At 67.9% G+C, this 22,898-nt stretch carries 21 protein-coding genes; 11 read left to right on the top strand and 10 right to left on the bottom strand.

All coding sequences use genetic code 11. The annotated features are described in order from the left end of the window. Positions 1-37 precede the first annotated feature (37 nt). From DIE16_RS17540 to DIE16_RS17515, 6 genes are all read right to left on the bottom strand, one after another. Positions 38-943, bottom strand: coding sequence for a LysR family transcriptional regulator (locus DIE16_RS17540; protein ID WP_124520962.1), 906 nt, complete (start codon positions 941-943; stop codon positions 38-40). 79 nt (positions 944-1,022) lie between these two features. Continuing rightward, positions 1,023-2,267: an acyl-CoA dehydrogenase family protein gene (locus DIE16_RS17535; protein WP_124520964.1), complete on the bottom strand. Its 1,245-nt coding sequence runs from the start codon at positions 2,265-2,267 to the stop codon at positions 1,023-1,025. A gap of 38 nt (positions 2,268-2,305) precedes the next feature. Beyond that, positions 2,306-3,064 (bottom strand): SDR family NAD(P)-dependent oxidoreductase, encoded by a 759-nt coding sequence (locus DIE16_RS17530; RefSeq protein ID WP_124520966.1) that lies wholly within the window; start codon positions 3,062-3,064, stop codon positions 2,306-2,308. Between the two features lie 7 nt (positions 3,065-3,071). Then, the gene (locus DIE16_RS17525) at positions 3,072-3,836 is read right to left on the bottom strand and encodes an SDR family oxidoreductase (protein WP_124892888.1); all 765 of its coding nucleotides are present in this window, start codon (positions 3,834-3,836) and stop codon (positions 3,072-3,074) included. Between the two features lie 58 nt (positions 3,837-3,894). Continuing rightward, positions 3,895-4,926 (bottom strand): phosphotransferase, encoded by a 1,032-nt coding sequence (locus tag DIE16_RS17520; RefSeq protein WP_124892886.1) that lies wholly within the window; start codon positions 4,924-4,926, stop codon positions 3,895-3,897. A gap of 20 nt (positions 4,927-4,946) precedes the next feature. Next, positions 4,947-5,621: a histidine phosphatase family protein gene (locus tag DIE16_RS17515; RefSeq protein ID WP_124520970.1), complete on the bottom strand. Its 675-nt coding sequence runs from the start codon at positions 5,619-5,621 to the stop codon at positions 4,947-4,949. Positions 5,622-5,832: 211 nt separating this feature from the next. On the opposite strand from DIE16_RS17515, the gene DIE16_RS17510 reads away from it, so the two are divergent. Beyond that, positions 5,833-5,988, top strand: a complete 156-nt coding sequence (locus DIE16_RS17510) for a DUF3309 family protein (protein WP_124520972.1) — start codon at positions 5,833-5,835, stop codon at positions 5,986-5,988. A 139-nt stretch (positions 5,989-6,127) separates the two neighbouring features. Here DIE16_RS17510 and DIE16_RS17505 read toward each other — a convergent pair whose 3' ends face one another. After that, on the bottom strand, positions 6,128-6,406 hold the full coding sequence (locus DIE16_RS17505) for a hypothetical protein (RefSeq protein ID WP_185500433.1): 279 nt from the start codon (positions 6,404-6,406) through the stop codon (positions 6,128-6,130). On the opposite strand from DIE16_RS17505, the gene DIE16_RS17500 reads away from it, so the two are divergent. Beyond that, a complete protein-coding gene (locus DIE16_RS17500; RefSeq protein ID WP_124520974.1) occupies positions 6,405-6,626 on the top strand; it encodes a hypothetical protein in 222 nt (73 codons plus the stop codon). The genes DIE16_RS17505 and DIE16_RS17500 overlap by 2 nt on opposite strands. 86 nt (positions 6,627-6,712) lie before the next feature. Next, entirely contained in the window at positions 6,713-7,996 is a 1,284-nt protein-coding gene (locus DIE16_RS17495) for an MFS transporter (protein ID WP_124520976.1), read from the top strand. Between the two features lie 146 nt (positions 7,997-8,142). On the opposite strand, the gene DIE16_RS17490 is transcribed toward DIE16_RS17495, so the two are convergent. Next, positions 8,143-9,087, bottom strand: a complete 945-nt coding sequence (locus DIE16_RS17490) for a LysR family transcriptional regulator (RefSeq protein ID WP_124487121.1) — start codon at positions 9,085-9,087, stop codon at positions 8,143-8,145. Between the two features lie 155 nt (positions 9,088-9,242). Here DIE16_RS17490 and DIE16_RS17485 point away from each other — a divergent pair, with 155 nt between their 5' ends. The 8 genes from DIE16_RS17485 to DIE16_RS17450 all read left to right on the top strand — a co-directional run bounded on the left by DIE16_RS17485 (position 9,243) and on the right by DIE16_RS17450 (position 17,385). Continuing rightward, entirely contained in the window at positions 9,243-10,319 is a 1,077-nt protein-coding gene (locus tag DIE16_RS17485) for a 4-hydroxythreonine-4-phosphate dehydrogenase PdxA (RefSeq protein WP_124520978.1), read from the top strand. A gap of 61 nt (positions 10,320-10,380) precedes the next feature. Beyond that, positions 10,381-11,553, top strand: coding sequence for an L-rhamnonate dehydratase (locus DIE16_RS17480; RefSeq protein ID WP_124487123.1), 1,173 nt, complete (start codon positions 10,381-10,383; stop codon positions 11,551-11,553). 8 nt (positions 11,554-11,561) lie between these two features. Beyond that, positions 11,562-12,479, top strand: coding sequence for a dihydrodipicolinate synthase family protein (locus tag DIE16_RS17475; RefSeq protein WP_124520979.1), 918 nt, complete (start codon positions 11,562-11,564; stop codon positions 12,477-12,479). Positions 12,480-12,577: 98 nt separating this feature from the next. Further along, a complete protein-coding gene (locus DIE16_RS17470) occupies positions 12,578-13,870 on the top strand; it encodes an MFS transporter (protein ID WP_124487125.1) in 1,293 nt (430 codons plus the stop codon). 33 nt (positions 13,871-13,903) lie between these two features. After that, positions 13,904-14,851: a YncE family protein gene (locus tag DIE16_RS17465; RefSeq protein ID WP_044847506.1), complete on the top strand. Its 948-nt coding sequence runs from the start codon at positions 13,904-13,906 to the stop codon at positions 14,849-14,851. Then, positions 14,829-15,785 carry an amidohydrolase gene (locus tag DIE16_RS17460; protein ID WP_124520980.1) on the top strand — a complete coding sequence of 319 codons (957 nt, stop codon included), beginning with the start codon at positions 14,829-14,831 and terminating at the stop codon, positions 15,783-15,785. The genes DIE16_RS17465 and DIE16_RS17460 overlap by 23 nt, the downstream gene beginning before the upstream one ends. Positions 15,786-15,911: 126 nt before the next feature. Then, the gene (locus tag DIE16_RS17455) at positions 15,912-16,868 is read left to right on the top strand and encodes a hypothetical protein (RefSeq protein ID WP_124520981.1); all 957 of its coding nucleotides are present in this window, start codon (positions 15,912-15,914) and stop codon (positions 16,866-16,868) included. A gap of 67 nt (positions 16,869-16,935) precedes the next feature. Next, positions 16,936-17,385: an N-acetyltransferase gene (locus DIE16_RS17450; protein WP_124520982.1), complete on the top strand. Its 450-nt coding sequence runs from the start codon at positions 16,936-16,938 to the stop codon at positions 17,383-17,385. 132 nt (positions 17,386-17,517) lie between these two features. Here the strand turns inward: DIE16_RS17450 and DIE16_RS17445 are convergent, their stop codons facing one another. Beyond that, a complete protein-coding gene (locus DIE16_RS17445; protein WP_124520983.1) occupies positions 17,518-20,403 on the bottom strand; it encodes a beta-propeller fold lactonase family protein in 2,886 nt (961 codons plus the stop codon). Between the two features lie 267 nt (positions 20,404-20,670). Then, positions 20,671-22,605 (bottom strand): SMP-30/gluconolactonase/LRE family protein, encoded by a 1,935-nt coding sequence (locus tag DIE16_RS17440; protein WP_124520985.1) that lies wholly within the window; start codon positions 22,603-22,605, stop codon positions 20,671-20,673. Positions 22,606-22,898: the final 293 nt, after the last annotated feature.

Raw genomic sequence — 22,898 nt, 5'->3', positions numbered from 1 at the left:
GGCGTGGGCCGGCGCGCGGCGCCCACGCTTCGTCGCATCACGGCGACTCGCCGATCCCGCCCATCAGCGTCATCAGCTGCTCTCGCAGCCACTGGCTGCCCTGATCCTGATCGGCGCTGCGATGCCAGTAGCAGAAATATTCGAGCCCCGGCATCTCGAACGGCAGTTCGAGAATCCGCGCGGGGTAGCGCTGCAGCAGCCGCAGCGGCGCCGTCAGCGCGAGGTCGCCGCGCATCGCGATCAGCGGCGCGACCATGTAGTGCTGCACGCGCATCTGGATGTTGCGGCGCAGCCCGAGCCGCGTCAGTTCGGCATCGACGTGCCCGCTGCCCTTGCGGCGGCTCGACACGTGGATGTGCCCCATCGACAGGTAGTCGTCCAGGGTCAGCGTGTCGCCCTTGAACGGGTGGTCGTCGCGGATCATGCACGCGTAGCGGTCGCGCACGAGCAGCGCCTGGTGCAGGTGCGGGTCGCCGATCAGCGGCGCGTCGATCGCGATGTCGACGGAGCCGTTCGCGAGCGCGGTCGCCACTTCGCGGCGGTCCATCGTGTAGCTGCGCACGTGCATGCCGGGCGCATGCGTCTGCAGCAGTTCGCCGAGGGCCGGCAGCAGCAGCGCTTCGGTCAGGTCGCTCATGCTCAACCGGAACACGCGCGCGGACGAAGCGGGGTCGAACACGTCGCCTTCGTGCGCGCTCGAATCGAGCAGCTGCAGCGCTTCGCGCACGCGGCCGACGATGTTCTCGGCCATCGGCGTCGGCATCATCCCGGCCGGCGTGCTGACGAACAGCGGATCGTTCAGCGTCTTGCGCAGCCGCGCCAGCGCGTTGCTGACGGCCGGCTGCGTGAGGTTCAGCACCTCGGCCGCGCGCGTCAGGTTGCGCTTGTTGTAGATCGCCTCGAATACGACGAACAGGTTCAGATCAATCTTCGAAAGGCGCATCGCCGGATCTCCTTGCCGGCATCTTAATACGGCGTGCGTCTCCCGTTCGCCCACGTCGCCGGCTCGCGCGGTGCGCCGCTCAGCCGCGCGGCGGCCGCGTCAGGTACGGTTCGGTCGAGCCGCGCACGGCGTCCTTGATCTCCATGCGCGCGATCGCCTGCAGGTGCACCTCGTCCGGACCGTCGGCGAAGCGCAGCGCGCGGCCCCAGGTCCACAGGTCGGCGAGCGGCGTGTCGGGGCTCAGGCCCGCCGCGCCGAACACCTGCATCGCGCGGTCGCACACGTTCGTATAGACGGTCGGCACGAGCGCCTTGATCATCGAGATTTCCTTGCGCGCCGCCTTCGCGCCGACCTTGTCGATCATCCACGCGGCCTTCAGCACCAGGAGGCGCGCCTGGTCGATCTCGATGCGCGAACGCGCGATCCATTCGCCGATCGTGCCGTGCCGGTTCAGCGGCTTGCCGAACGCCTCGCGCGACTGCGCGCGGTCGATCATCAGTTCCAGCGCGAGCTCGGCCGCGCCGATCGAACGCATGCAGTGGTGGATGCGGCCCGGCCCGAGACGCGCCTGCGCGAGCGCGAAGCCGCTGCCTTCCTCGCCGAGCAGGTTGCGCGCCGGCACGCGCACGTCGTCGAACGTGATCTCGCAGTGCCCTTCGGGCGCGTAGTGATTGACCACCGTGATGTTGCGCACGATAGTCACGCCCGGCGTGTCGCGCGGCACGAGGATCATGCTCTGCTGCTGGTGCGATTCCGCTTCGGGATCGGTCTTGCCCATCACGATGAAGATCTTGCAGTTCGGGTGCGCGGCGTTCGTGATGAACCACTTGCGGCCGTTGATCACGTACTCGTCGCCCACGCGCTCGATGCGTGTCGTGATGTTGGTCGCGTCCGACGATGCGACGTCGGGCTCCGTCATCGCGAACGCCGAACGGATCTCGCCGCGCAAGAGCGGCAGCAGCCACTGTTCGCGCTGCTCGGGCGTCGCGAACATGTGCAGCAATTCCATGTTGCCGGTGTCCGGCGCGTTGCAGTTGAACACCTCCGACGCCCAGCTCACGCGCCCCATGATCTCGGCGAGCGGCGCGTATTCGAGGTTCGTCAGGGCCGTGCCCGGCTCGTCGGCCTTCAGGTGCGGCAGGAACAGGTTCCACAGGCCTTCGGCCTTCGCGCGCTCCTTCAGCGCCTCCATGAACGACACGGGATACTGCCCCGCATGCACTTCTTCGTTCCACTGACGAATGCGCGGCACGATGTGCGCGTCCATGAACGCGCGCACGCGTTCGCGCAATTCTTCCACTTTCGGGGTGTAGCCAAAGTCCATGATCGACTCCTCGAGATTCCGGTTTCCGTTCGTTCGGTTCAGAAGGCCGAGACACCGCCGTCGACGGCGACGGCCTGCCCGGTCAGATAGGTGTTTTCCTTCGCGCACAGCGTGAGCATCGTCGCGACGATTTCCTCGGGCCGGCCGAGCCGCTTCATCGGCGAGCCCTGCGCGAGAAAGTCCTGGCGCGCGCCGAGGTCGCTGTCGGTGACCATCGGCGTCGCGCTGTAGAACGGGCACACCGCGTTCACGCGAATGCCGTGGCGCGCGTATTCGAGCGCGGCCGTCTTCGTGAGCCCGACCACCGCGTGTTTCGACGCCGCATAGGCGGCCAGCTTCGGCGCGCCGCCGAGCCCGGCCATCGACGCGACGTTCAGGATCACGCCTTCGCGCTGCGCGAGCATCTGGCGAATCTGGTGCTTCATCGCGAAGAACACGCCCTTCGCGTTCACCGCGAAGCTCAGGTCGAGATCGGCTTCGTCGGTATCGATCAGCGCCTTCATCGGCGGGGCGATGCCGGCATTGTTGATGCCGACGTCGAGCCGTTCGAAGCCCGCGACCGCCGCCTGGACCAGCAACGCGACGTCGGCTTCGACGCGCACGTCGCAGCGCTGCGCGATCACGTCGGCGCCGGCTGCGCGCAGCCCCGCGGCCACGCGCTCGAGCGCCGCTTCGTTCAGGTCGCCGAGCGCGAGCCGCCCGCCCATCGCGGCCAGTTCGCTCGCGAGCAGCGCACCGAAGCCGCTCGCGGCGCCGGTGATCATCACGGCCTGCCCGGCATAGCTGTCGATTTTCATCGCGCGCTCAGATCGTCAGGCCGCCGTCGACGACGATGCATTCGCCGTTCGTGTAGCTCGCCGCATCGGACACGAGATACAGCACGGTGCCGGCCATCTCGCGCGGCTCCGCGTGGCGGCGCAGCGGGATCTTCGTCATCCAGGTTTCGTAGATGTCCTTGTCGGCGAACAGCGCGCCCGCGAACTTCGTCTTGGTGAGGCCCGGCAGCAGCGCGTTCACGCGGATGCCGAACGGCCCGCACTCCTTCGCGAACGCCTTCGTCATGTTGACGACCGCGGCCTTCGTGATCGAGTAGATGCCTTGCCGGTCGCCCGGCTGCAGCGCATTCACCGACGCGGTGTTGACGATCGCGCCGCCGCCCTGCGCCCTCATCAGCTTGCCGGCCTCGACCGACATGAAGAAGTAGCCGCGGATGTTCACGTCGACGGTCTTTTCGTACGCGGCGAGATCGGTGTCGAGGATGTGCCCGAAATACGGATTCGCGGCCGCGTTGTTCACGAGGATGTCGAGCCGGCCGTGCTTGCCGCGGATCGTCTCGAACGTCGCGGCGATGTCCTCCAGCCGCCCGACGTGGCACGCCAGCGCTTCCGCGCGGCCGCCCGCCGCGACGATTTCGTCCGCCACCGCCTGGCAGTCGTCGAGCTTGCGGCTCGACACGATCACGTGCGCGCCCTGCTGCGCGAGCAGCTTCGCGATTTCCTCGCCGATGCCGCGGCTCGCGCCCGTCACCAGCGCGATCTTGCCCGTCAGGTCGAACAGATTCGTTGCCATGTTGCTGTGCTCCTCCATTGATGTGTTGTCGTGCCGCCGCGCGGCGCTTCCGTCGCGGTCAGCGCTGCGCGTCGATCACGTCGACGGCCATCTCGGCCAGCCGGCCGGCCATCGCGCCGACGCGCAGCGCCTGCTCGCTCGACGCGTTGCCCTGCAGCGCACGCGCCTTCACGCCCTGCGCGATCGCCGCGAGCCGGAAGAAACTGAACGCGAGATAGAAATGCCAGTCGCGGATCGGCTCGATGCCGCGCAGCTCGCAATAGCGCGCGACGATCGCCGCTTCGTCAGGAATGCAGAGTTCCGCACGATCCTGGCCCGCGAGCCCGCGCACCTGGCCGCCCGACGGCAGGCGCAGGCACATGCAGAAATACGCGAGATCGGCGAGCGGGTTGCCGAGCGTCGACAGTTCCCAGTCGAGCACGGCCTGCACGCGATAGCCGTCGCGCGCGAACATCAGGTTGTCGATCCGGAAATCGCCGTGCACCAGCGCGGGCCGGCCGGTGTCCGCCGGGCACGCCTTCGGCAGCCAGTCGATCAGCGTCTCCATCGCGTCGAGGCGCTCGGTTTCCGCCGCGCGATACTGCTTCGTCCAGACGCCGATCTGGCGCTCGAAGTAGTTGCCCGGGCGGCCGTAGTCGGCAAGGCCCACCGCGTCGACGTCCACGTCGTGCAGCGCGGCCATCGTGCGCAGCAGCGCGTCGTAGCAGGTCGCGCGCTCGGCCTTCGGCAGCTCCGGCAGCGCCGGATCCCAGAAGATCCGGCCGTCCTCGAAGCTCATCACGTAGAACAGGCTGCCGATCACGTCGCGGTCTTCGCAGAGGTGATATGGATGCGCGACCGGCACCGCGGTGCCCGACAGCGCACTCAGCACGCGGAATTCGCGATCGACGGCATGCGCGGATTTCAGCAGCTCGCCGGGCGGCTGGCGGCGCAGCACGTAACGGCCGCTCTTCGCGTGCAGCAGGAAGGTCGGGTTCGACTGGCCGCCGGCAAACTTCTCCATGTCGAGCGGGCCTTCGAAACCCGGCACGTGCGCTTCCAGATAGCGCGTGAGGCGGGCTACGTCGAGGGGCTGGGAAGGCTTCGTCATCGTCGCGATCGTTCGTGGGGTCAGCCGTAGGTGCGCCACGTGTGCCGTTCGGGATCCTCGAGATGCGGGATGCCGTTGAACGACGCGAGGTGGAACGCTTCGGCGTTGAAGAAAAACTGCGAAAGACTGCTGTTGCGGATCTGCAGGTTCAGCGCGATCGCGCTCGACGGCGGTGCGGCGAGCACCTGCTGCACGGTCACCGCGATCGGGCCGCCGGAGCTCACCGCGAGCACGCGCTGGCTGCCGCCGCCGCGGATCGCGGCGCGCGCGTCGGCGACGCGCTGCTGGAAATGCGCCCAGGTTTCGGGGGCGGTGTCGCCGAGCCTGTCGTCGGCCCACAGGTGCAGCACCTGCCGCAGCGCGCGAAAGTGCTCCTTCATCGAGCCGGCCGCAAGCCGCGCGATCTCCGGATAGTCGTTCGCCGCCGCCGCGAACAGCCCGTGGAAGTCGTATTCGTTCAGGCCGGGATGGCGGTCGACCGCCACGCCGTCGCGGCCCATTCCGCGCAGGATCGCGGCGACCGTCTGCGCATGCCGGTTCATCGTGCCGCAGATCACGCGATCGAACGTCAGGCCCTGCCCCGCGAAGTATTCGCCGAGCCAGACGCCCTGCTGCTCGCCGGCCGCGGATAGCCGGTCGTAGTCGTCCGTGCCGAACGACGCCTGCCCGTGCCGTACCAGAAAGAGTTCAGCCATTGCCTGCCCGCCTGAGGGGAAACCGAAGGGTCAGCATAGCGACCGGGTCTGCATTTTTGAAATTTATTTTCTGAATCGGACGCTATTCACCCCATGAATTCCCGGTATCCAAACAGTGCGCTTTCGCCGGGTTGCGCCGACGGCCGTGCACTGCGGCACGGGAATTGCGCCACCAGGCACCGTCATGTCGAACAAATTCAGGAGGGGTGCGATGCTCGGTACAATCCTTATCATCGTTCTGATTCTGCTGCTGATCGGGGCATTTCCAGCGTGGCCGCACAGCCGAAGCTGGGGCTACTGGCCATCGGGCTCCCTCGGGCTGATCGTCGTCGTCGTCGTGATACTCGTGCTGCTGGGCCACATCTGAGTGTGACGACGCGTGCCGGTTCAACAGGCACGCGTCGTTCGGTCCGCGCGCCGTGGCTTCTTTACAAACGCCCGCGATGAACGCCAAGCCGGCAATGGCGAGCCGATAGATCGCTCGGCCGCCTGCTTGGTACGCGCCTTCACGAGCGCGTGCGGCGGCCGGACGGCACCAGCCATTCGCGCTTCGCGCCGTAATACCCGGCGATTCCGAGGAACAGCGTCATCACACCAATCACGATGAGCGCGCTGAACGGCGCGTCGAGCATCACGCACACGAACTCGAGCACGAACGCGGCAACCAGCGGCATCAGCAGCAGCCGGAACGAATAGCCGTCGCGGCCGTGCCCCTGGATCCACCATTTCACCGGCTGGAGTTGCCAGAAGCGGTTGTCCCGGTGGCGTGAAAGCCGTTGTTCCATGTCCGTCCATTCCCGACTGTGCGATTGCGCGGCGTCACTGCATCATGACGGCACCGGCGTCGAAACACGTTCGACCCATGCCGTGCGTCGTGTCCGTGCGCGGCCATCCCGCATCATGCCGCAACCGTTCGTGGAAAACCCGCATGGCGCCCCGAGCCGGCACCCGAACGCGGCGAAACCGAACACCGCAGGTTATCAATTGATCGAAAAGATTCAGTAGACGATGCCTCCTCCGGCGCGCGATGCTGGCCCGGCCAGTGAACGCGGCGTCATTGCAACGACGCGCACGAGAATGGAGTGAGACACATGCCGACCGATCACCGTCAACGACGCCATACGCTGTGGCTGCTGTGCGCGCTTTCGTTCATCCTCTACGTCGACCGCGTGAACCTCGCGACCGCGGCCGGCGCGATCAAGGCCGAACTCGGGCTGTCGAACACCGAACTCGGCATCGCGTTCTCCGCGTTCGCGTATTCGTACGCGATCTGCCAGATCTTCGGCGGCTGGATCGCCGACCGCTTCGGCGCCCGCATCACGCTGATCGGCTGCGGGCTGATCTGGGTTGCGTCGACCTTCATGACCGGGCTCGTGCACAGCCTCGCGCTGCTGTTCGCCGCGCGCCTGCTGCTCGGGATCGGCGAAGGCGCGACGCTGCCCGCGCAGGCCCGCGCGATCACGCACTGGTTCACGCGCGAACGGCGCGGCGTCGTGCAGGGCTTCACGCATTCGTTCTCGCGGCTCGGCAACGCGGTCACGCCGCCGATCGTCGCCGCGCTGATGACGTGGCTGTCGTGGCGCGCGGCGTTCTTCGTGATCGGCGCCGTCACGCTGGTGTGGCTCGTCTGGTGGATCGCCGGCTTTCGCGAGTACCCGCTCGGCGACGGCGGCGACAACCGTACGCGCACCGCTGCCGCCGCCCGGCCGGCACCGGCGCCGGGCCCGACGCCGTGGGGCCCGCTGTTCCGCCGGATGGCGCCGACGATCTTCGTGTACTTCTGCTACGGCTGGACCGCCTGGCTGTTCTTCACGTGGCTGCCGACGTTCTTCCTGAACGGCAAGGGCCTCGACCTGAAGTCCACCGCGCTGTTCGCATCCGGCGTGTTCTTCGCGGGCGTCGTCGGCGACACGCTCGGCGGCTGGCTGTGCGACCGCATCTACCGCAAGACCGGCAACCTCGCGCTGTCGCGCCAGAGCGTGATCGTCGCGAGTTTCACCGGCGCGCTCGCCTGCATGCTGCCGCTCGCGTTCGTGCATTCGACGGCCGGCATCGCGCTGTGCCTGTCCGGGTCGTTCCTGTGCCTCGAACTGACGATCGGGCCGATCTGGGCCGTGCCGAGCGATATCGCGCCGACGCACGCGGGCATCGCGAGCGGGATGATGAATGCGGGTTCCGCGATTGCGGGGATCCTGTCGCCGATCCTGTTCGGCTATCTCGTCGACCACACCGGAAGCTGGACGGTGCCGTTCGTCGGGTCGGTCGCGATGCTGCTGATCGGCATCGTCGCCGCGCTGCGGATCCGGCCGGATCGCGCGCTGTCGGCATCGACGCCGTCGCTCGCCGAAGCGCCGGCCGCGCCGTCGGCACGCTGACGCGGGGTGGCGGCGGTTCGCCGCGCGGTATCGGGCTTGGTCCTGCTCGGCGTGGATTGTCCCGACCTGCCCTGATCGCCGTCATCACGCACCGCGAGCGAAGCTCGCCGGTGCGTGACGCCGCAACGTAGCCGCCCCGCCTTCCATCAATCGCCCGCGCCCTGCCCGCCTTCCCGATGGAACAGCGCCAGAAACTGCTGCGCCGGAATGCTCAGCGGCCGATCCCGCCGCACGAGGCTGCCATACGACGGCAGCTTCTGGTCGAGTTCGTAATCGATGATCGCAACCAGCCCGTGCGCCGCGTTGCGCTGCGCGACGGTCAACGGAATCACGCCGAGCATCCGCGAACGGTCGACGAGGTTCATCGTCGTCAGGATCGACCCCGTTTCGACGAGCCCGCGCGGCATCGGCTGGTGACGCGCGCGGAACTCGCGCTCGACCACCTCGCGCGCCGGGCTGCCGGCCGGCTGCAGGATCCACGTGTAATCGAGCAGCGCGTCGAATTCGACCGGCCCCGCGCCCGCGAGCGGATGGTCGCGGCCCGCGATGATCGCGAGCGCCTCGTCGTCCACCACGCGGAAGTCGCAATCGGTGCCGACGTTGCGGCCGATCACCACCTCGAGCACGCCCTCGCGCAACTGCGGCATCAGCCGGTCGCTGGTATCGACCGCGATGTCGATCGCCAGCAGCGGATAGCGCGCCTTCAGCTGCACCAGCGCCTCGGTGAGCCGCCCCGGCGACGCCGCCATGATGCTGCCGATCGCGAGCCGCCCCGCGCTGCCGAGCTGCAGCTCGCCGAGCTCGCGATTGAGCGCCTCCATGCTGCCGCGAATCCCGCGGAAATAGCCGAGCACGCGCTCGCCGGCCGGGTTCAGCACGAGCCCGCGCCCGACACGATCGAAGAGGCGCTGGCCGAGCGCGCTTTCCAGTTCGGCCAGCATCTTCGTCGCGGCCGGCTGAGTGAGGCCGAGCTGCCCGGCCGCCGCGCGCAGCGTCGAGCATTCATCCACCGCGAGCAGCAGCGCGATCTGCCGCATCCGCAGCCGGTTCAGCAATTGGGGAGTCGAGTCTCGTCGATCGATCGAGCCCATTTCGATTACTCCAGGTTATCGATTCATCAAGAGTTTTCAATTTACCGACTCATTCCGTCTACCTAGCATGAACCCCATACACCAACGGCCACACGCCGCCACCGGAGACACCGCATGAACATGCAACCGCCCGCCGCCCGCCACGGAGACGCCGCATGACGACCGCCGCCGCCGTGCCCGCCGCTGCACTGCCCGCCGCTTCACTGCCCGTCGTCGCGCTGACCCTCGGCGACCCCGCCGGCATCGGCGCCGAACTGATCGCGAAACTGCTCGCGCGGCCCGACGCGACGTCCCGCGCGAACCTCGTGCTGATCGGCGACCGCTGGCTGTGGGAAGCCGGCCAGCGCGTCGCCGGCGTGACGGTCGACGTCGAACCCGTCGCGTCGCTCGCCGCCGTGCGCGGCCGGCCGTCCACCGCGCGCGCCGCGTTCGTCGCGCTCGACACGATCGATCGCGCGCAGGTCACCGTCGGCCAGCCCGGCGCGGCCGGCGGCCGCTCGACGTTGACCGTGCTCGACCGGTGCCTCGACGCCGCGCTCGCCGGCGACATCGACGCGATCTGCTTCGCGCCGCTGAACAAGTACGCGATGAAGCTCGGCGGGCTCCGGCACGACGACGAGCTGCACCACTTCGCCGCCGCGCTCGGCGTGACCGGCTACTTCTGCGAATTCAACACGCTCGGCGAGCTGTGGACCGCGCGCATCTCGTCGCATATTCCGCTGAAGGATGCGGCGGCCCAGCTGAGCGTCGCGCGAATCGAACAGGCATCCGAACTGATCTACCGGTCGCTGCTCGCGAACGGCGTCGCGGCGCCGAAGATCGCGATCGCCGCGTTCAACCCGCACGGCGGCGACGGCGGCAGCTGCGGCCGCGAGGAAGTCGACATCATCGAGCCGGCCGTGCGCAAGCTGCAGTCGCGCGACTGGCCGACCGACGCGCCGTTCCACGGCCCGTTCCCCGCCGACACGATCTTCCTGAAGGCGCAGGCCGGCGACTACCAGGCGATCGTCACGATGTACCACGACCAGGGGCAGATCGCGATCAAGCTGCTCGGCTTCTCGCGCGGCGTGACCGTGCAGGGCGGGCTGCCCGTGCCGATCACGACGCCCGCGCACGGCACCGCGTACGACATCGCGGGCCGCGGCACGGCCGACGTCGGCGCGACCTGGCAGGCGCTGCAGATCGCCTGCCGCATGGGCGCCGCGCGCCGCACCTCCACCGTTTCGGCGTGACGCTCGCGCGCCAGCCGCACACGACACACACACGACAACATCGATTCCAGGAGACACCAACATGAAGATCCGCTCCGTGCGCGCCCGCGTATTCCAGTGGAAAGGCAAGACCGTTCCGCCGCAGGGCAACTTCTGCTCGAACGCGATGGACCTGCTGTACGCGCCGCAGGAAACCATGAGCACGTTCCGCTTCCATGCGTGGACGGTCGTGGAAGTCGAGACCGACGACGGCATCGTCGGCCTCGGCAACGTCGCGCTCGCGCCGCACGTCGCGAAGGCGATCATCGACCAGTACCTCGCGCCGCTCGTGATCGGCCAGGACCCGTGGGACTACGAGTACCTGAACCAGCGGATGTACCGCGCGACCCACGCATGGGGCCGCAAGGGCATCGGCATGGCGGCAATCTCGGCGGTCGACATCGCGATCTGGGACATCCTCGGCAAGAGCGTCGGCAAGCCGGTGTTCAAGCTGCTCGGCGGCCGCACCAAGGAGAAGATCCCCTGCTACTACTCGAAGCTCTACCGCACCGACCTGAAGGCGATGCAGGAGGAAGCGCAGCAATACCTGAAGGAAGGCTTCCGCGCGTTCAAGATGCGCTTCGGCTACGGGCCCGCGCACGGCCAGCAGGGCGTGGTGGAGAACCTGAAGTCGGTCGCGGCGATCCGCGAGGTGATCGGCTACGACAACGACCTGATGCTCGAGTGCTACATGGGCTGGAACCTCGAGTATGCGAAGCGCATCCTGCCGAAGCTCGAGAAGTACCAGCCGCGCTGGCTCGAGGAGCCGGTGATCGCCGACGACATCGACGGCTACGCGGAGCTGAACCGGCTGACGAGCATTCCAATCTCGGGCGGCGAGCACGAGTTTTCGCTGTACGGCTTCAAGCAGCTGCTCGACCGCAAGGCCGTGTCGGTCGTGCAGTACGACACGAACCGCGTCGGCGGGATCACGATGGCGCACAAGATCAACGCGCTGTGCGAGGCGTATAGCGTGCCGGTGATTCCGCATGCGGGCCAGATGCACAACTATCACCTGACGATGAGCACGCTCGCATCGCCGATGAGCGAGTACTTCCCGATGTTCGACGTGGAAGTCGGCAACGAGCTGTTCTATTACATCTTCGACGGCGAGCCGGTGGCCGAGAACGGCTTCCTGCAGCTGCGCGACGACGTCCCGGGCCTCGGTCTCACGCTGAAGACCGAGTTCCTCGACCAGTTCGACATCGTCGAGTGAGGCCGCCCATGCACGCACGCTACAAGGGCGTCTTTCCGGTCGCGCCGACGATCTTCGACGCGCACGGCGCGCTCGACCTCGACGGCCAGCGCCGCTGCCTCGACTTCATGATCGATGCCGGCTCGCAAGGCATCTGCATTCACGCGAACTACTCGGAGCAGTTCGCGCTCGGCGACGACGAACGCGACCTCATCACGCGCACGACGCTCGAGCACGTCGCCGGCCGCGTGCCGGTGATCGTCACGACGTCGCACTTCAGCGCGCGGATCTGCGCGGAACGCAACCGCCGCGCACAGGCACTCGGTGCCGCGATGGTGATGGTGATGCCGCCGTATCACGGCGCGACGTTCCGCGTGCCCGACGCATCGATCCGCGCGTTCTTCCGCGAAATCGCCGACGGCCTCGACATTCCGCTGATGATCCAGGACGCGCCCGCGAGCGGCGTCGCGCTGCCGGCGTCGCTGCTCGCGACGCTCGCGCGCGAGATCGACGCCGTGTCGTACTTCAAGATCGAGACGCCCGGCGCGGCGTCGAAGCTGCGCGAGCTGATCGCGCTCGGCGGCGATGCGATCGAAGGGCCGTGGGACGGCGAGGAAGGCATCACGCTGCTCGCCGACCTCGATGCCGGCGCGACCGGCGCGATGACGGGCGGCGGTTATCCGGACGGCATCCGCCGCATCACCGACGCGTATTTCGCCGGACGCCGCGACGAAGCGTGCGAGCAATACGCGCGCTGGCTGCCGCTGATCAACTACGAGAACCGCCAGTCGGGCTTCCTGACCGCGAAGGCGCTGCTGAAGGAAGGCGGCGTGATCGCGTGCGACCGGCCGCGCGCGCCCTGGCCCGAACTGCATCCGCAGGTGCGTGCTGGCCTGCTCGACGCGGCACGGCGGCTCGATCCGCTCGTGCTGCGCTGGGGCCGCTAGCCATCGTTTCGTACCCGCAACGCGCGTTGCGTTGCGCATCGGCGTGACGGCGGCCCGACAGAAGGCCGCCGCCGCTCATCACATGGATCGGAGACACCATGACTCTGCTGAACCCCGCCACCCCGGCCTATGAAGCCGGCGATGCCATTCCGCGCCGCCGCTGGCTGCGCGTGATTCCGCCGCTGCTGCTCGCCTGCATCGTTTCGTACATGGACCGCGTGAACATCGCGTTCGCGATGCCGGGCGGGATGAACGCCGAACTCGGCATGAACGCGACGATGGCCGGCCTCGCCGGCGGCATCTTCTTCTTCGGCTACCTGTTCCTGCAGATTCCGGGCGGCCGGCGCGCCGCGCTCGGCAGCGGCAAGAAGTTCATCGCGTGGTCGCTCGTGAGCTGGGCCGTGCTGTCGGTGCTGACCGGGCTCGTCACCCATACGTGGCAACTTTTGACGCTGCGCTTCCTGCTCGGCGTGGCGGAAGGCGGGATGCTGCCGGTCGTGCTGACGATGGTCAGCCACTGGTTTCCCGACCGCGAACGCGGCCGCGCGAACGCGATGGTCATCATGTTCGTGCCGCTCGCCGGCATGATCACCGCGCCGCTGTCCGGCTTCATCCTCGCTGCATACGACTGGCGTCACCTGTTCTACAGCGCCGGCGCGCTGTCGCTGCTGTGCCTGTTCGCGTGGCTGATGTTCGCCGACGACAGCCCGGAAACCGCGCGCTGGGTGTCGCCGCGCGAGAAGGCGTACATCCTCGACGCGCTGCGCGACGAACAGGCGCGCAAGCAGGCCGCCGGCACGCCGGCCGCCGCGTCGTTCGGCGCGATACTGCGCAACCCGACGATCTGGCTGCTGATCGCGATCAACTTCTGCTATCAGGTCGGCATCTACGGCTATACGATGTGGTTGCCGACGCTGCTGAAAAACCTCACGCACGGCGGAATGGGCAAGGTCGGCCTGCTCGCGATGCTGCCGTATGTCGCGATGGTGATCGGGATGTTCGCCACGTCGTATTTGTCGGACCGGACCGGCAAGCGGCGCCTGTTCGTGCTGCTGCCGCTCGTCGGCTTTGCCGCGTGCCTCGCGCTGTCGGTGCTCACGCATGCGTCGATGATCGTGTCGTTCGCGTTCCTGATCGGCTGCGGCTTCTTCCTGCAGGCGGCGGCCGGCGTGTTCTGGGCGATTCCGCCGAAGCTGTGCAGCGTCGAGACGGCCGGCAGCGCGCGCGGCCTGATCAACGCGCTCGGCAACCTCGGCGGCTTCTGCGGCCCGTATGCGGTCGGCGTGCTGACCCAGCACGTGAGCGCGGCCGCCGGCGTGTACAGCCTCGCCGTCACGCTCGCGGTGGCCGGCCTGCTCGCGCTGACGCTGCCCAGGCGCTGCGAAGACTGACCGGACACGCGAACGAATCAACGGAGACACACCATGAACGACATCCTGTTGCTGGTGCAGAAATGCGCCCACACCTTCAGCTTCTACGACCTCGAGACGAAAGCCGCGCTCAAGCACATCGTGCTGCCGAACTTCCCGCACGAGTTCACCGTCGACGTGAACGACCGCTTCGCGTACGTCGGCATCTTCGGGATCGAGACCGCGTGGTCGCGCGGCCATGAAGGCGATCACCGGATCGCCGAGATCGACCTCGTCGAGCGCACGCACACGCGCATGCTCGACCTGTGGCCGTACTACCGGCCGCACGGGATGGCGGCCGATCGCGACGGCCGGCTGTACGCGATGAGCGAGGCGCACGACATGCTGCTCGTGTTCGACGCGCCGACCCGGCAGGCCGTGCCGAACATGGCCGTACCGTCCGGCGGCGTGAAGACGCACCTCGTGACGCTCACGCGCGATGCGAGCCGCGCGTACGGCGTGCACCTGCTGTCGAACACGGTCACGCAATTCCATCCGCGCGACGCGACCGTCGCGCCGCGTGCGGTGATGCCCGGCCCGCGTCCCGAAGGCAATGCGCTGTCGAGCGACGAGCGCACGCTGTTCGTCGCGAATCGCGGCGACGACACGCTCGTCGAGATCGACACCGACACGATGACCTGCGGCCGCCGCGTGAAGACCCGCAGCGATCCCAACCGCATCTACCGCACCACCGCGCCGGACGGCCGCGACCTGCTGCTGCTGACCAATTCCGGCGAGCGGTCGATCTCGGTGTTCGATGCACGGCAACTTGAGGAAATCGAACGCGTCGCGCTGCCCGCGAACCCGACCGCGCTGTCGTTCCATCCGTCGCGGCGCGTCGCGTACGTGTCGTTCCAGGACGACTACGTGCGCGAACTCGATCTCGATGCGTGGCGGTTCGTCGGTGCATTGCCGACGCTGCGCGAACCGGATGCGTCGTATGTGCTCGCCGGCACGCGCTGAGCGGCGCGACGACGCACCGCCGCCCGACGCGATGCCGGCGGCGCTCGTCGACGCGCATCACCACCTTTGGCAGCTCGGCGCGGGCGCGCACTACCCGTGGCTGCAGGACCGGTACGATCCGGCGCACTTCATGTTCGGCGACTACGCGGCGCTGTGCCGCGATTTCGGCGTGGACGACTACCGGCACGCCGCGCAACGCGCGCCGCTCGTCGCGAGCGTGCACGTCGAGGCCGAACGGGCGCGCGACGAGGCGCTCGCGGAGACACGCTGGCTGCACGAGGTCGCGGCCGCGCACGGGCTGCCGTCGGCCGTCGTCGCGTGGGTCGACCTGCTGGCCGACGACGCGCACGAGCGGCTCGCCGAACAGGCCGCGTGGCCGCGTGTGCGCGGCGTGCGGTTCAAGCCGCGCACCGCTGCGTCGCCGGACGCGGCCGTCGACGGGCCCGCCACGCTGCGCGACCCGCGCTGGCCGGCCGCGCTGGAACGCCTGGCCGCGCATGGCCTGAGCTGGGACCTGCGCGTGCCGTTCTGGCATCTCGGCGACGCGGCCGCGCTGCTGGCCGATGCGCCCGGCGTCGACGTCGTGCTCGAACATGCCGGGCTGCCGTGGGACCGCTCGCGCGCGGGGCTCGCGCGCTGGCGCAGCGGCATGGAAGCGCTCGCAGCCTCGCCGCGCGTGACCGTCAAGATCTCCGAACTCGGCTTGCGCGATGCGGCGTGGAACGACGCGGACAACGCGCGGATCATCCGCGACACGATCGCGATATTCGGCTGGCAGCGCTGCCTGTTCGCGAGCAATTTTCCGGTGGCGGGGTTGCGGGTGTCGTATCCGGCGCTGCTGCGCACGTTCGCTCGCGCGATGGCAGACCTCGACGATGCGGCGCGCCGTGCGATCTGGCATGACAACGCGATGCGTGTGTACCGGATCGCGTGAGCGGGCTTGACGCATCGGCCGGACGGCCGGAATCGTACGTATCCGGTTGACCGCAGGATGATTCGAAAAGTATACGAAAGCATTGCGCTTCGCGCGTCGATGGCCTTTCGAGTCAACCCATCCGGCATGATCAACCGCAACGGAAACACGGCCGGCTTCGCCGCGGCCGGTACACTTGGCGACATGAGCCACTTTCGCATTACCTATGACGGGCCGGCACTCGAATCGTCCGAAATGGACGTGCGGGAACTCGCGCCCGCCCTTCTCGCCGTCGGCGACTTGCTCGAGGCCTCGGCCAAGGCGCTCTGCGGAGACCAGGTTCGGCCACAGGTGAACGTCCGGGGCAGCTTCAAGACCGGCAGCTTCGGCATCGACTTCACGCTCGCGACCTCGCTCCTCGGCAGAATGCGCGACATGCTGAGCGGCAGCGAAGGCGCGGCACTCGCCAATGCCGTCACGATTCTGACCGCGCTCGGCATTGCCGGTCCGAAAGTCGGAAAGGGCCTGTTCGCGGTACTCAAGTGGTTGCGCGGCCGCCCGATCCAGCGCGTCCGGATGAACGAACGCACCGCCGTGCTGCACGTCGATGGCGAAACGCTCGAGATCGAACTGTCCGTCCTCACCCTGCTGCGGGACGTGAGTGTCCGGGAGGCGACCACCCGTGCGCTCATGCCGCTTTCGCGCGACGGCGTGACGATTTTCTCGGCCGGCACCGACACGGACGTGTTCGAGACCGTCACCCGGGACGAGGTCGACTGGTTCCGCGTACCCGAGCAAGCCGACGTACCGATCCTCGACGAGCATCGCAAGATGGCGTTTTCGATCGTGTCGCTCGCGTTCAAGGACGACAACAAATGGCGTCTCTACGACGGTGCCGCCACGATCCACGCCGCGATCACCGATGCGAATTTCCTGAATTGCGTGGACAACAACCAGATCAGCTTCAGCAAGGGCGACGTACTCGTCTGCAGCGTGCGCGTACAGCAGTGGCAGACCGCCGACGGAGCCAAGACCGAATACGAGGTCACGAACGTCCTCGAGCATCGTCCGGCCGCGCGGCAAATCCAGTTGCCCGGCCTTTGACCGGCATGCCGCGCTCGTGAATCATGCGCTGCATGCCATCGAACCCGCTCTCGAACGCGCTCCGACCATGCCCCCTGCGATCCGCCTGCGCCCGGCGTCTGCCGCCGACCTGCCGTTCCTGCTGAGGCTGCGCCAGCTCACGATGACCGAGCATCTGCAACGCGTCGGCGCACCCACCGACGACGCAGCGCACCACCAGCGCATCGCGACGCATTTCGACGATGCGTTGATCGTCTGCGAAGGCACGGATGCCGATGCCGACTCGATCGGCTTGCTGAAGGTGACGCGCGCCGCCGGGGAATGGCAAGTCCACCAGATCCAGATCCTCCCGTCGCGACAGGGTCGAGGCATCGGCGAAGCCGTGCTGCGCGAACTGCTGAGCGAAGCCGCGCGCGAGCCCGTGCCCGTATCGCTCAGCGTTCTGCACGGCAACCCGGCGCTGCGCCTCTACGAGCGGCTCGGGTTCCGGCTCCTGTCCGAAACGGACAGCAGCGCGAACCTGATATGGCACGCATGACGCCGCGCGGCCCGGCCGGCCGCACACGAGGCGCACCGAATGCCGCCGACGCAGCCCCCCGCCGCACACCTCGCAAAAAAACACGGGCCCTCCCGCCGGGAGGGCCCGCTTGCAGACCGTCCAGCCGGACGATCAGTCGTCGTCGCGGCTCGCCACCTTCTGCGTCACGCCCCTGAGCTTCGGATACGGCTGCGATCCCATCATGCCCTTCCACAACACGCGGTTGAACTGATCCGCCGGCACCTCGTCGGCATCGTCGAAGTCGAACTTCGCCGTCACCTTCGCCCAGTACGCCGCGTCATGCTTCGGCGTGACGTCCGGCCCGGCCGCGTAATGCGGGAGATTCTCGCCCGCCCCGTCGGCCAGGCGCAGCCCGGTGCCCTTCAGCGCCGTCGACGCGACGGCCGTGTAGGTCCACGACGCCGGGCCGTGCACGTCGAACACGTCGGTCATCGGCCGCTGGTACGCGGTATTCAGGTTCATGTGCTGCGTGCCGAGCACGTCCTCGATGGTGCGCAGCGCATTGACCTGGCTGTAGCGCGTCCGGATCACCGCGCCCTGCTTCACGTACGGCCCGACGATGTACGCGGGCCCGCGATGCGAATCCACGTGGTCGGGGCCGTCCTGCACGTCGTCCTCGGTCACGACGATCAGCGTGTCGTTCGCATACGGGCTCTTCGCGACGGCTTCGACCAGCCGGCCGACCGCCAGGTCGTTGTCCGCCTGCTGCGTCTCCGGCGTGTTCACGCCGGCGAGCGCCGTGCCGAACGCCCCCATGTGATCGTGCGACAGGCGCACCAGCGACAGCGTCGGCAGGTTGCCGCCCACGACGTACTGGTCGAACTCGCGTTTCCACTCGTTGAGGCGCCACTGGTCCGGATAGTTCTGGTCGAACCCGCGGAAATACACGTCCGTCATCGACGCGAGCCGCGGGTCGAGCGCCGCAGCCTGGACGACGCCGGCCGCGTGCGGATCGACGATCGGGTTCGCGGCCGTACCGATGCTGCCGACGTTGTTCACGAGGAAGCCGTAGTTGCGTACCGTGCCGCCGCCGGCCAGCACCGCGTCGAAGATGTAGCCGCGCTGGCGGCCGAACGGCGCGTCGGACGACGCATGGTTGCCGGTGCCCGGAAGCAGGTTCGCCGCGCCGCCCGGCAGGGTGGCGGCCGCGTTGCTGTAGTTCGTGGTGCCGGCCGGGCCTGCCGCCGCATCGCGCTGCTGCACCGTCTCCCAGTTCACCGGCACGTTGCGGTTCGTGCCCTCGCTCTCGTACGACAGGCCGCGATTGACCGCCGCGTAGTTGATCTGCTGGGTGATCGTCTCGGTGTTGGTGACGCGCCCCTGCAGCGCCCACGACCAGCCGTCCATGCTGCCGTCGCCCGGGTTCATGAAGTTGTCGAGCGTCACGAACTGGCTCGCCAGGCGATGGAAGTTCGGCGTGATGTTCCGGCCGAACTGGGCGAGCTTCGGATCGCCGTTGGCGCCGTTGCCGATGTCGCCGAGCACCTGGTCGAACGTGCGGTTTTCCTTCACGACGTAGATCACGTGCTTGATGTGGCGGCGCAGGAAGCCCATCACTTCGTTGTCCCTGTCGTTGTCTTCCGGGCGATAGAAGTTGTTGCGCGCGGCCTGCTGCGTCAGCGTCGGCAACTCGTGGGCCGCCGGCACCGGCGCGCTCACGAGCGACGCGCGCTCGAGCTGGAACTGGTATTCGTTCGACGCGCGCGACGCGGCGGCCTGCGCGGGCGTCGCGCCGAACAGGTGGTCCGGGTTCGGGCCGGTGGTGCTCTTGCCGTTCACCACGTACATCCACGTGCCGTCGGCGCTGAACGTCACGTCGTGCGGCTCGAACGCGGTCGGAATCAGGCCGGTGACGCGATACGCGCGCTCCCCGACGAGCGGGATCACGGCAATTTCGTTCGCGCCGGCATTGGTCGCATACAGCGTGCGGCCATCGCGCGACAGCGTGACCGCGTACGTCGCCGCGCCCGTGTGCGCCTGGCCGTGCGCCAGCACGCCGGCCGGCGCGCGCGCGTCGATCCGGGTCACGACCGCGTTGGTGTTCGTGTCGATCACCGCGACCTGGTCGGCGTTGTCCTGCGCGACGAACAGCCTCGATTGCGACGCGTCGAGCGTCATGCCGAGCGCATTGCCGTCCAGCTTGATGCGCTTGAGCAGGCGGCCGCGGGACGGCGACGACACGTCGATCGCGACGATCTCGCGATCGCGATCCGACGACACGTACGCGATGCCGTTGCCCTTCATCGCGACGGCGAACGGGAACGTGCCGCCGGCGTCGCCGCTGCGGCCTTCGTTGCCGGAGAAGAACGGCCGCAGGTCGTGCTCGTAACGCACGTTGCGGGTCGCGGTATCGATCACGCTGATCGAGTCGTTGTAGTTGTTCGCGACGACGAGCGTCTTGCCGTCGGCCGACAGCGCGAGCCCGGCCGCGTTCGGCTGCACGCGGATGCCGACGCCCTTGCCGGCGTGGCCGAGCGCGATCGTCGTCGACAGCGCCCACGCGCCGCCCTGCTGCGCGTAGACGTAGACCGCATCGTCGCTGCCGCCGGTCGCATAGAGCGTGCTCCCGTCATGCGAAAACGCCAGGCCGACGAACGCGTTGGTCTGCTGAAGCACCTGCCTGAGCACCGGGCGCGTCTTGTTCGCGCCCGCGACGTCGTACAGGAAGATGAATTGCGTCGAGGCCGCGGTGTCGACCGAACCGTCCGGCTTGTACAGCGAGTTCTGGCCGGCGGTGATGATCGCCAGCGTCTTGCCGTCCGGGCTCAGTTGCGAGCGCACGGCTTCTCCCGCGACGAAATGCGGATAGGCCGGCAGTCCGGGATTCAGGAATTGCTGGACTGCACCGCGCACGGCGAGCGGCGTGACGAACTGACCGCTCGGCACGCGGGCGGCATCGGCAGCGTCGAAACCGTCCGCATGCGCGTGCGACGCAAGCAACACGGCCGACATGACGGCTCCGAGTCGGAGCGCGCGCTTGACCTGGCTATTTTTCATAGGAATCCTCTGTACTGATGGGGCGATTACCGTCTGACGTGTCCGGCATGATCCTGGCGTTGTCTGCCCATGTCGCACGGCGGCGAGGGCCCTTGCCAGTCGATCGAGTGCATTGCGTCGACGATCGCCGACGTGCCGGCATTACATCGCCGCCCAATGTCAAGCGGATGACCGGCTCCGTTGCGGGCCGGCTTCTTACACATCGTTACAGCGAAGGCATTTCGATGACAGCCATCGCGGTGTCATCGTGGCCGTGAGCGCTCGCTCTCAAGGCGTCCACCGGTAAACGGTGATGCTGTTTCCCTTCACGTTGTTCTTCGTCACCACGTACTCGCCGTTCGCACGACGGTATGCACGCACGCTGTACATCGCATCGATCGCGCTGCTGGTATCCACGGTCGCCGGGCTCGCGTTGACGAGCGTCGTGTCGAGATTGCCGGTGTCGAGATTGAATGCGTCGATGTTCGGCCACAGCGGCCCGCTGCTGCTGAACCAGTAGCCGACGAACAGGTGGTTGCCGGCCGCATCGATCGACTTCGCGCCGCTGTGCGGCAGCGTGATCACCGGGTTCGGCTTCGTCGTGTTGCCCGCGCGCCAGCCGTGATACACCTCGATGCGCGTGCCGATCGACGTCCAGTCGGTACTGCCGACGACGCCCTGCGCGAGCACCATCGTGTCGCTGTCGGCGAGATAGGCGATGCGCGTGAGCGGCTGGATGCTGGCCGGCACCGGCGTCGGCACGCCGGGCCCCCACGACGGCTTGCCGCTCGCATCGAAACCGGTCAGCGGATAGTGATAAATGGCGCCGGTCTTGTCGAGGCCGGCCCATACGCCGCCGTTGCTGTCGAGGCTGAAGCCGGCCGACACGCGCCGGGTCGTGTTGAACGCGGGCCCGGGGATCGATCCGTCCGGAATCGCGACGTAGCCGTTGGCCGCGTTGAAGTGGAAGAAATAATAGACCGGCGGATTCTGCCCCGCCGCGACGAGGATCCGGTTCGCGCCGACCGACGTCAGCAGCCCGAAGTGCTCGTCGCGCTGCGCGTCGCCCATATTGATGCGCGGGTCCGACGGATACGTGAACGGATCGACGGTGTTCGCGACGAAGGCGCCGCCCGCGGTGCCGCTGTAGACGTGCGTGCCGCTGTAGAACAGCGCGCCGTCGGTGACCGGGTCCGGCGCGGCGATGCCTTCGAAGTTCAGCGACTGCAGCGTCCACCGCAGGCTGCCGGTGCTGCCGTACGCGTGAATGTCGGTCGCGCCGTTGCGGCCGAGATCCCAGCTGCCGCCCCACGGGTTGTTGAGCACGTACAGGTTGCCGGCCGTGTCCTTGCCGATGCCGGCCACGCGGGTGAAGCGCTGCGCGCCGACTTGCCCCTTGGTGCCCGTCGTCGTGTCGAGATAGCCGCCGCGCACGCCGAACGTGCCGGCCAGCGCGGGCCGGCCCGCGACGGTATAGCGCTTGATGTTCATGTCGGGGCCTTCGTCGCCGACCATCAGTTGCCCCGTCGCCGCATCGAAACAGAGCGCAGACGGCTGCGACCCGGCGGCCAGCCGGATCGTGTTCAGCAGCGCACCGGCCGGGCTGAATTCGACGACCGCGCCCGCGCTCTTCTGCGCGACCCAGACGTTGCCCGCACCGTCGACGGCGAGCGCGCCCGGCGCCGATACGCCGATGTCGCGCTGCCACACGCCGTCGGTCGTGAACACCCGCACGCGATTGCCGTAGAAGTCGCTCGCATAGAGCAGCGAGCCGGCCGTGGCGAGCCCGGTGACGACGTCGATGCGCGGCTGGTCGGTCGCCGCCGTGACCTGAATCAGCTTGTCGCGGAACCGCGTCGCGCGGTTGTAGCGCCCGACCGCGCCGCTGCCGTACCCGTTGCCGGGCTGCAGCGCGACGAACAGCGACGTCGCGTTGCCCGTGATCGCGCTGCCCTGGAATTCCGAGTGCGTGCCGATCGAGCCGACGCTCTTGCCGTTCTGGTAGATCGCGACGCCGCCCTCGTCCTCGTCCCACATCGACGCGGTGTAGATCACGCCTTCGGGCGCGACCCACATCGAACGCGCGACGTTGCCGACGTGCGCGGCGAGCGTGCCGTAGGTGTTCGCCAGCCAGTCGGTGGTGTTGGCCGCGTATCCGGCCGGCGCAATCGTGGCGATCGCGGCGGCGAGCAGCACGGCCTGAATCGGTTTTCCGGCGACCATGGCTGATGCTCTCCTGAATGGTGGAATCATTCACATGAGGGGGCGGCCGGATGGTTTGAAATCGGCAGTGCGTAAATACTGCCGCTTAAATCATCCGGTGCAGTCGGTATTACATCGCGCGCGCATTCGATAATCGGCTGCAGCGAGAATAGCGTTATATAAATCGAAAAAAATTGCGGACCGCTGGCGCAGACGGCGCGCGCGATTGCGCGAGAGTGAATGACCACTTACGCGCGTACCTTGATATCGAGGAAATCCGGCGTTCGCCGACGGGAATATCACCGCGGGTCGGA

Source organism: Burkholderia sp. Bp9090 (genome assembly GCF_003857985.1).
GTDB lineage: Bacteria > Pseudomonadota > Gammaproteobacteria > Burkholderiales > Burkholderiaceae > Burkholderia.
Note: the sequence above shows the minus strand (reverse complement) of the source record. Positions and strands in the feature narration are given on the sequence as shown.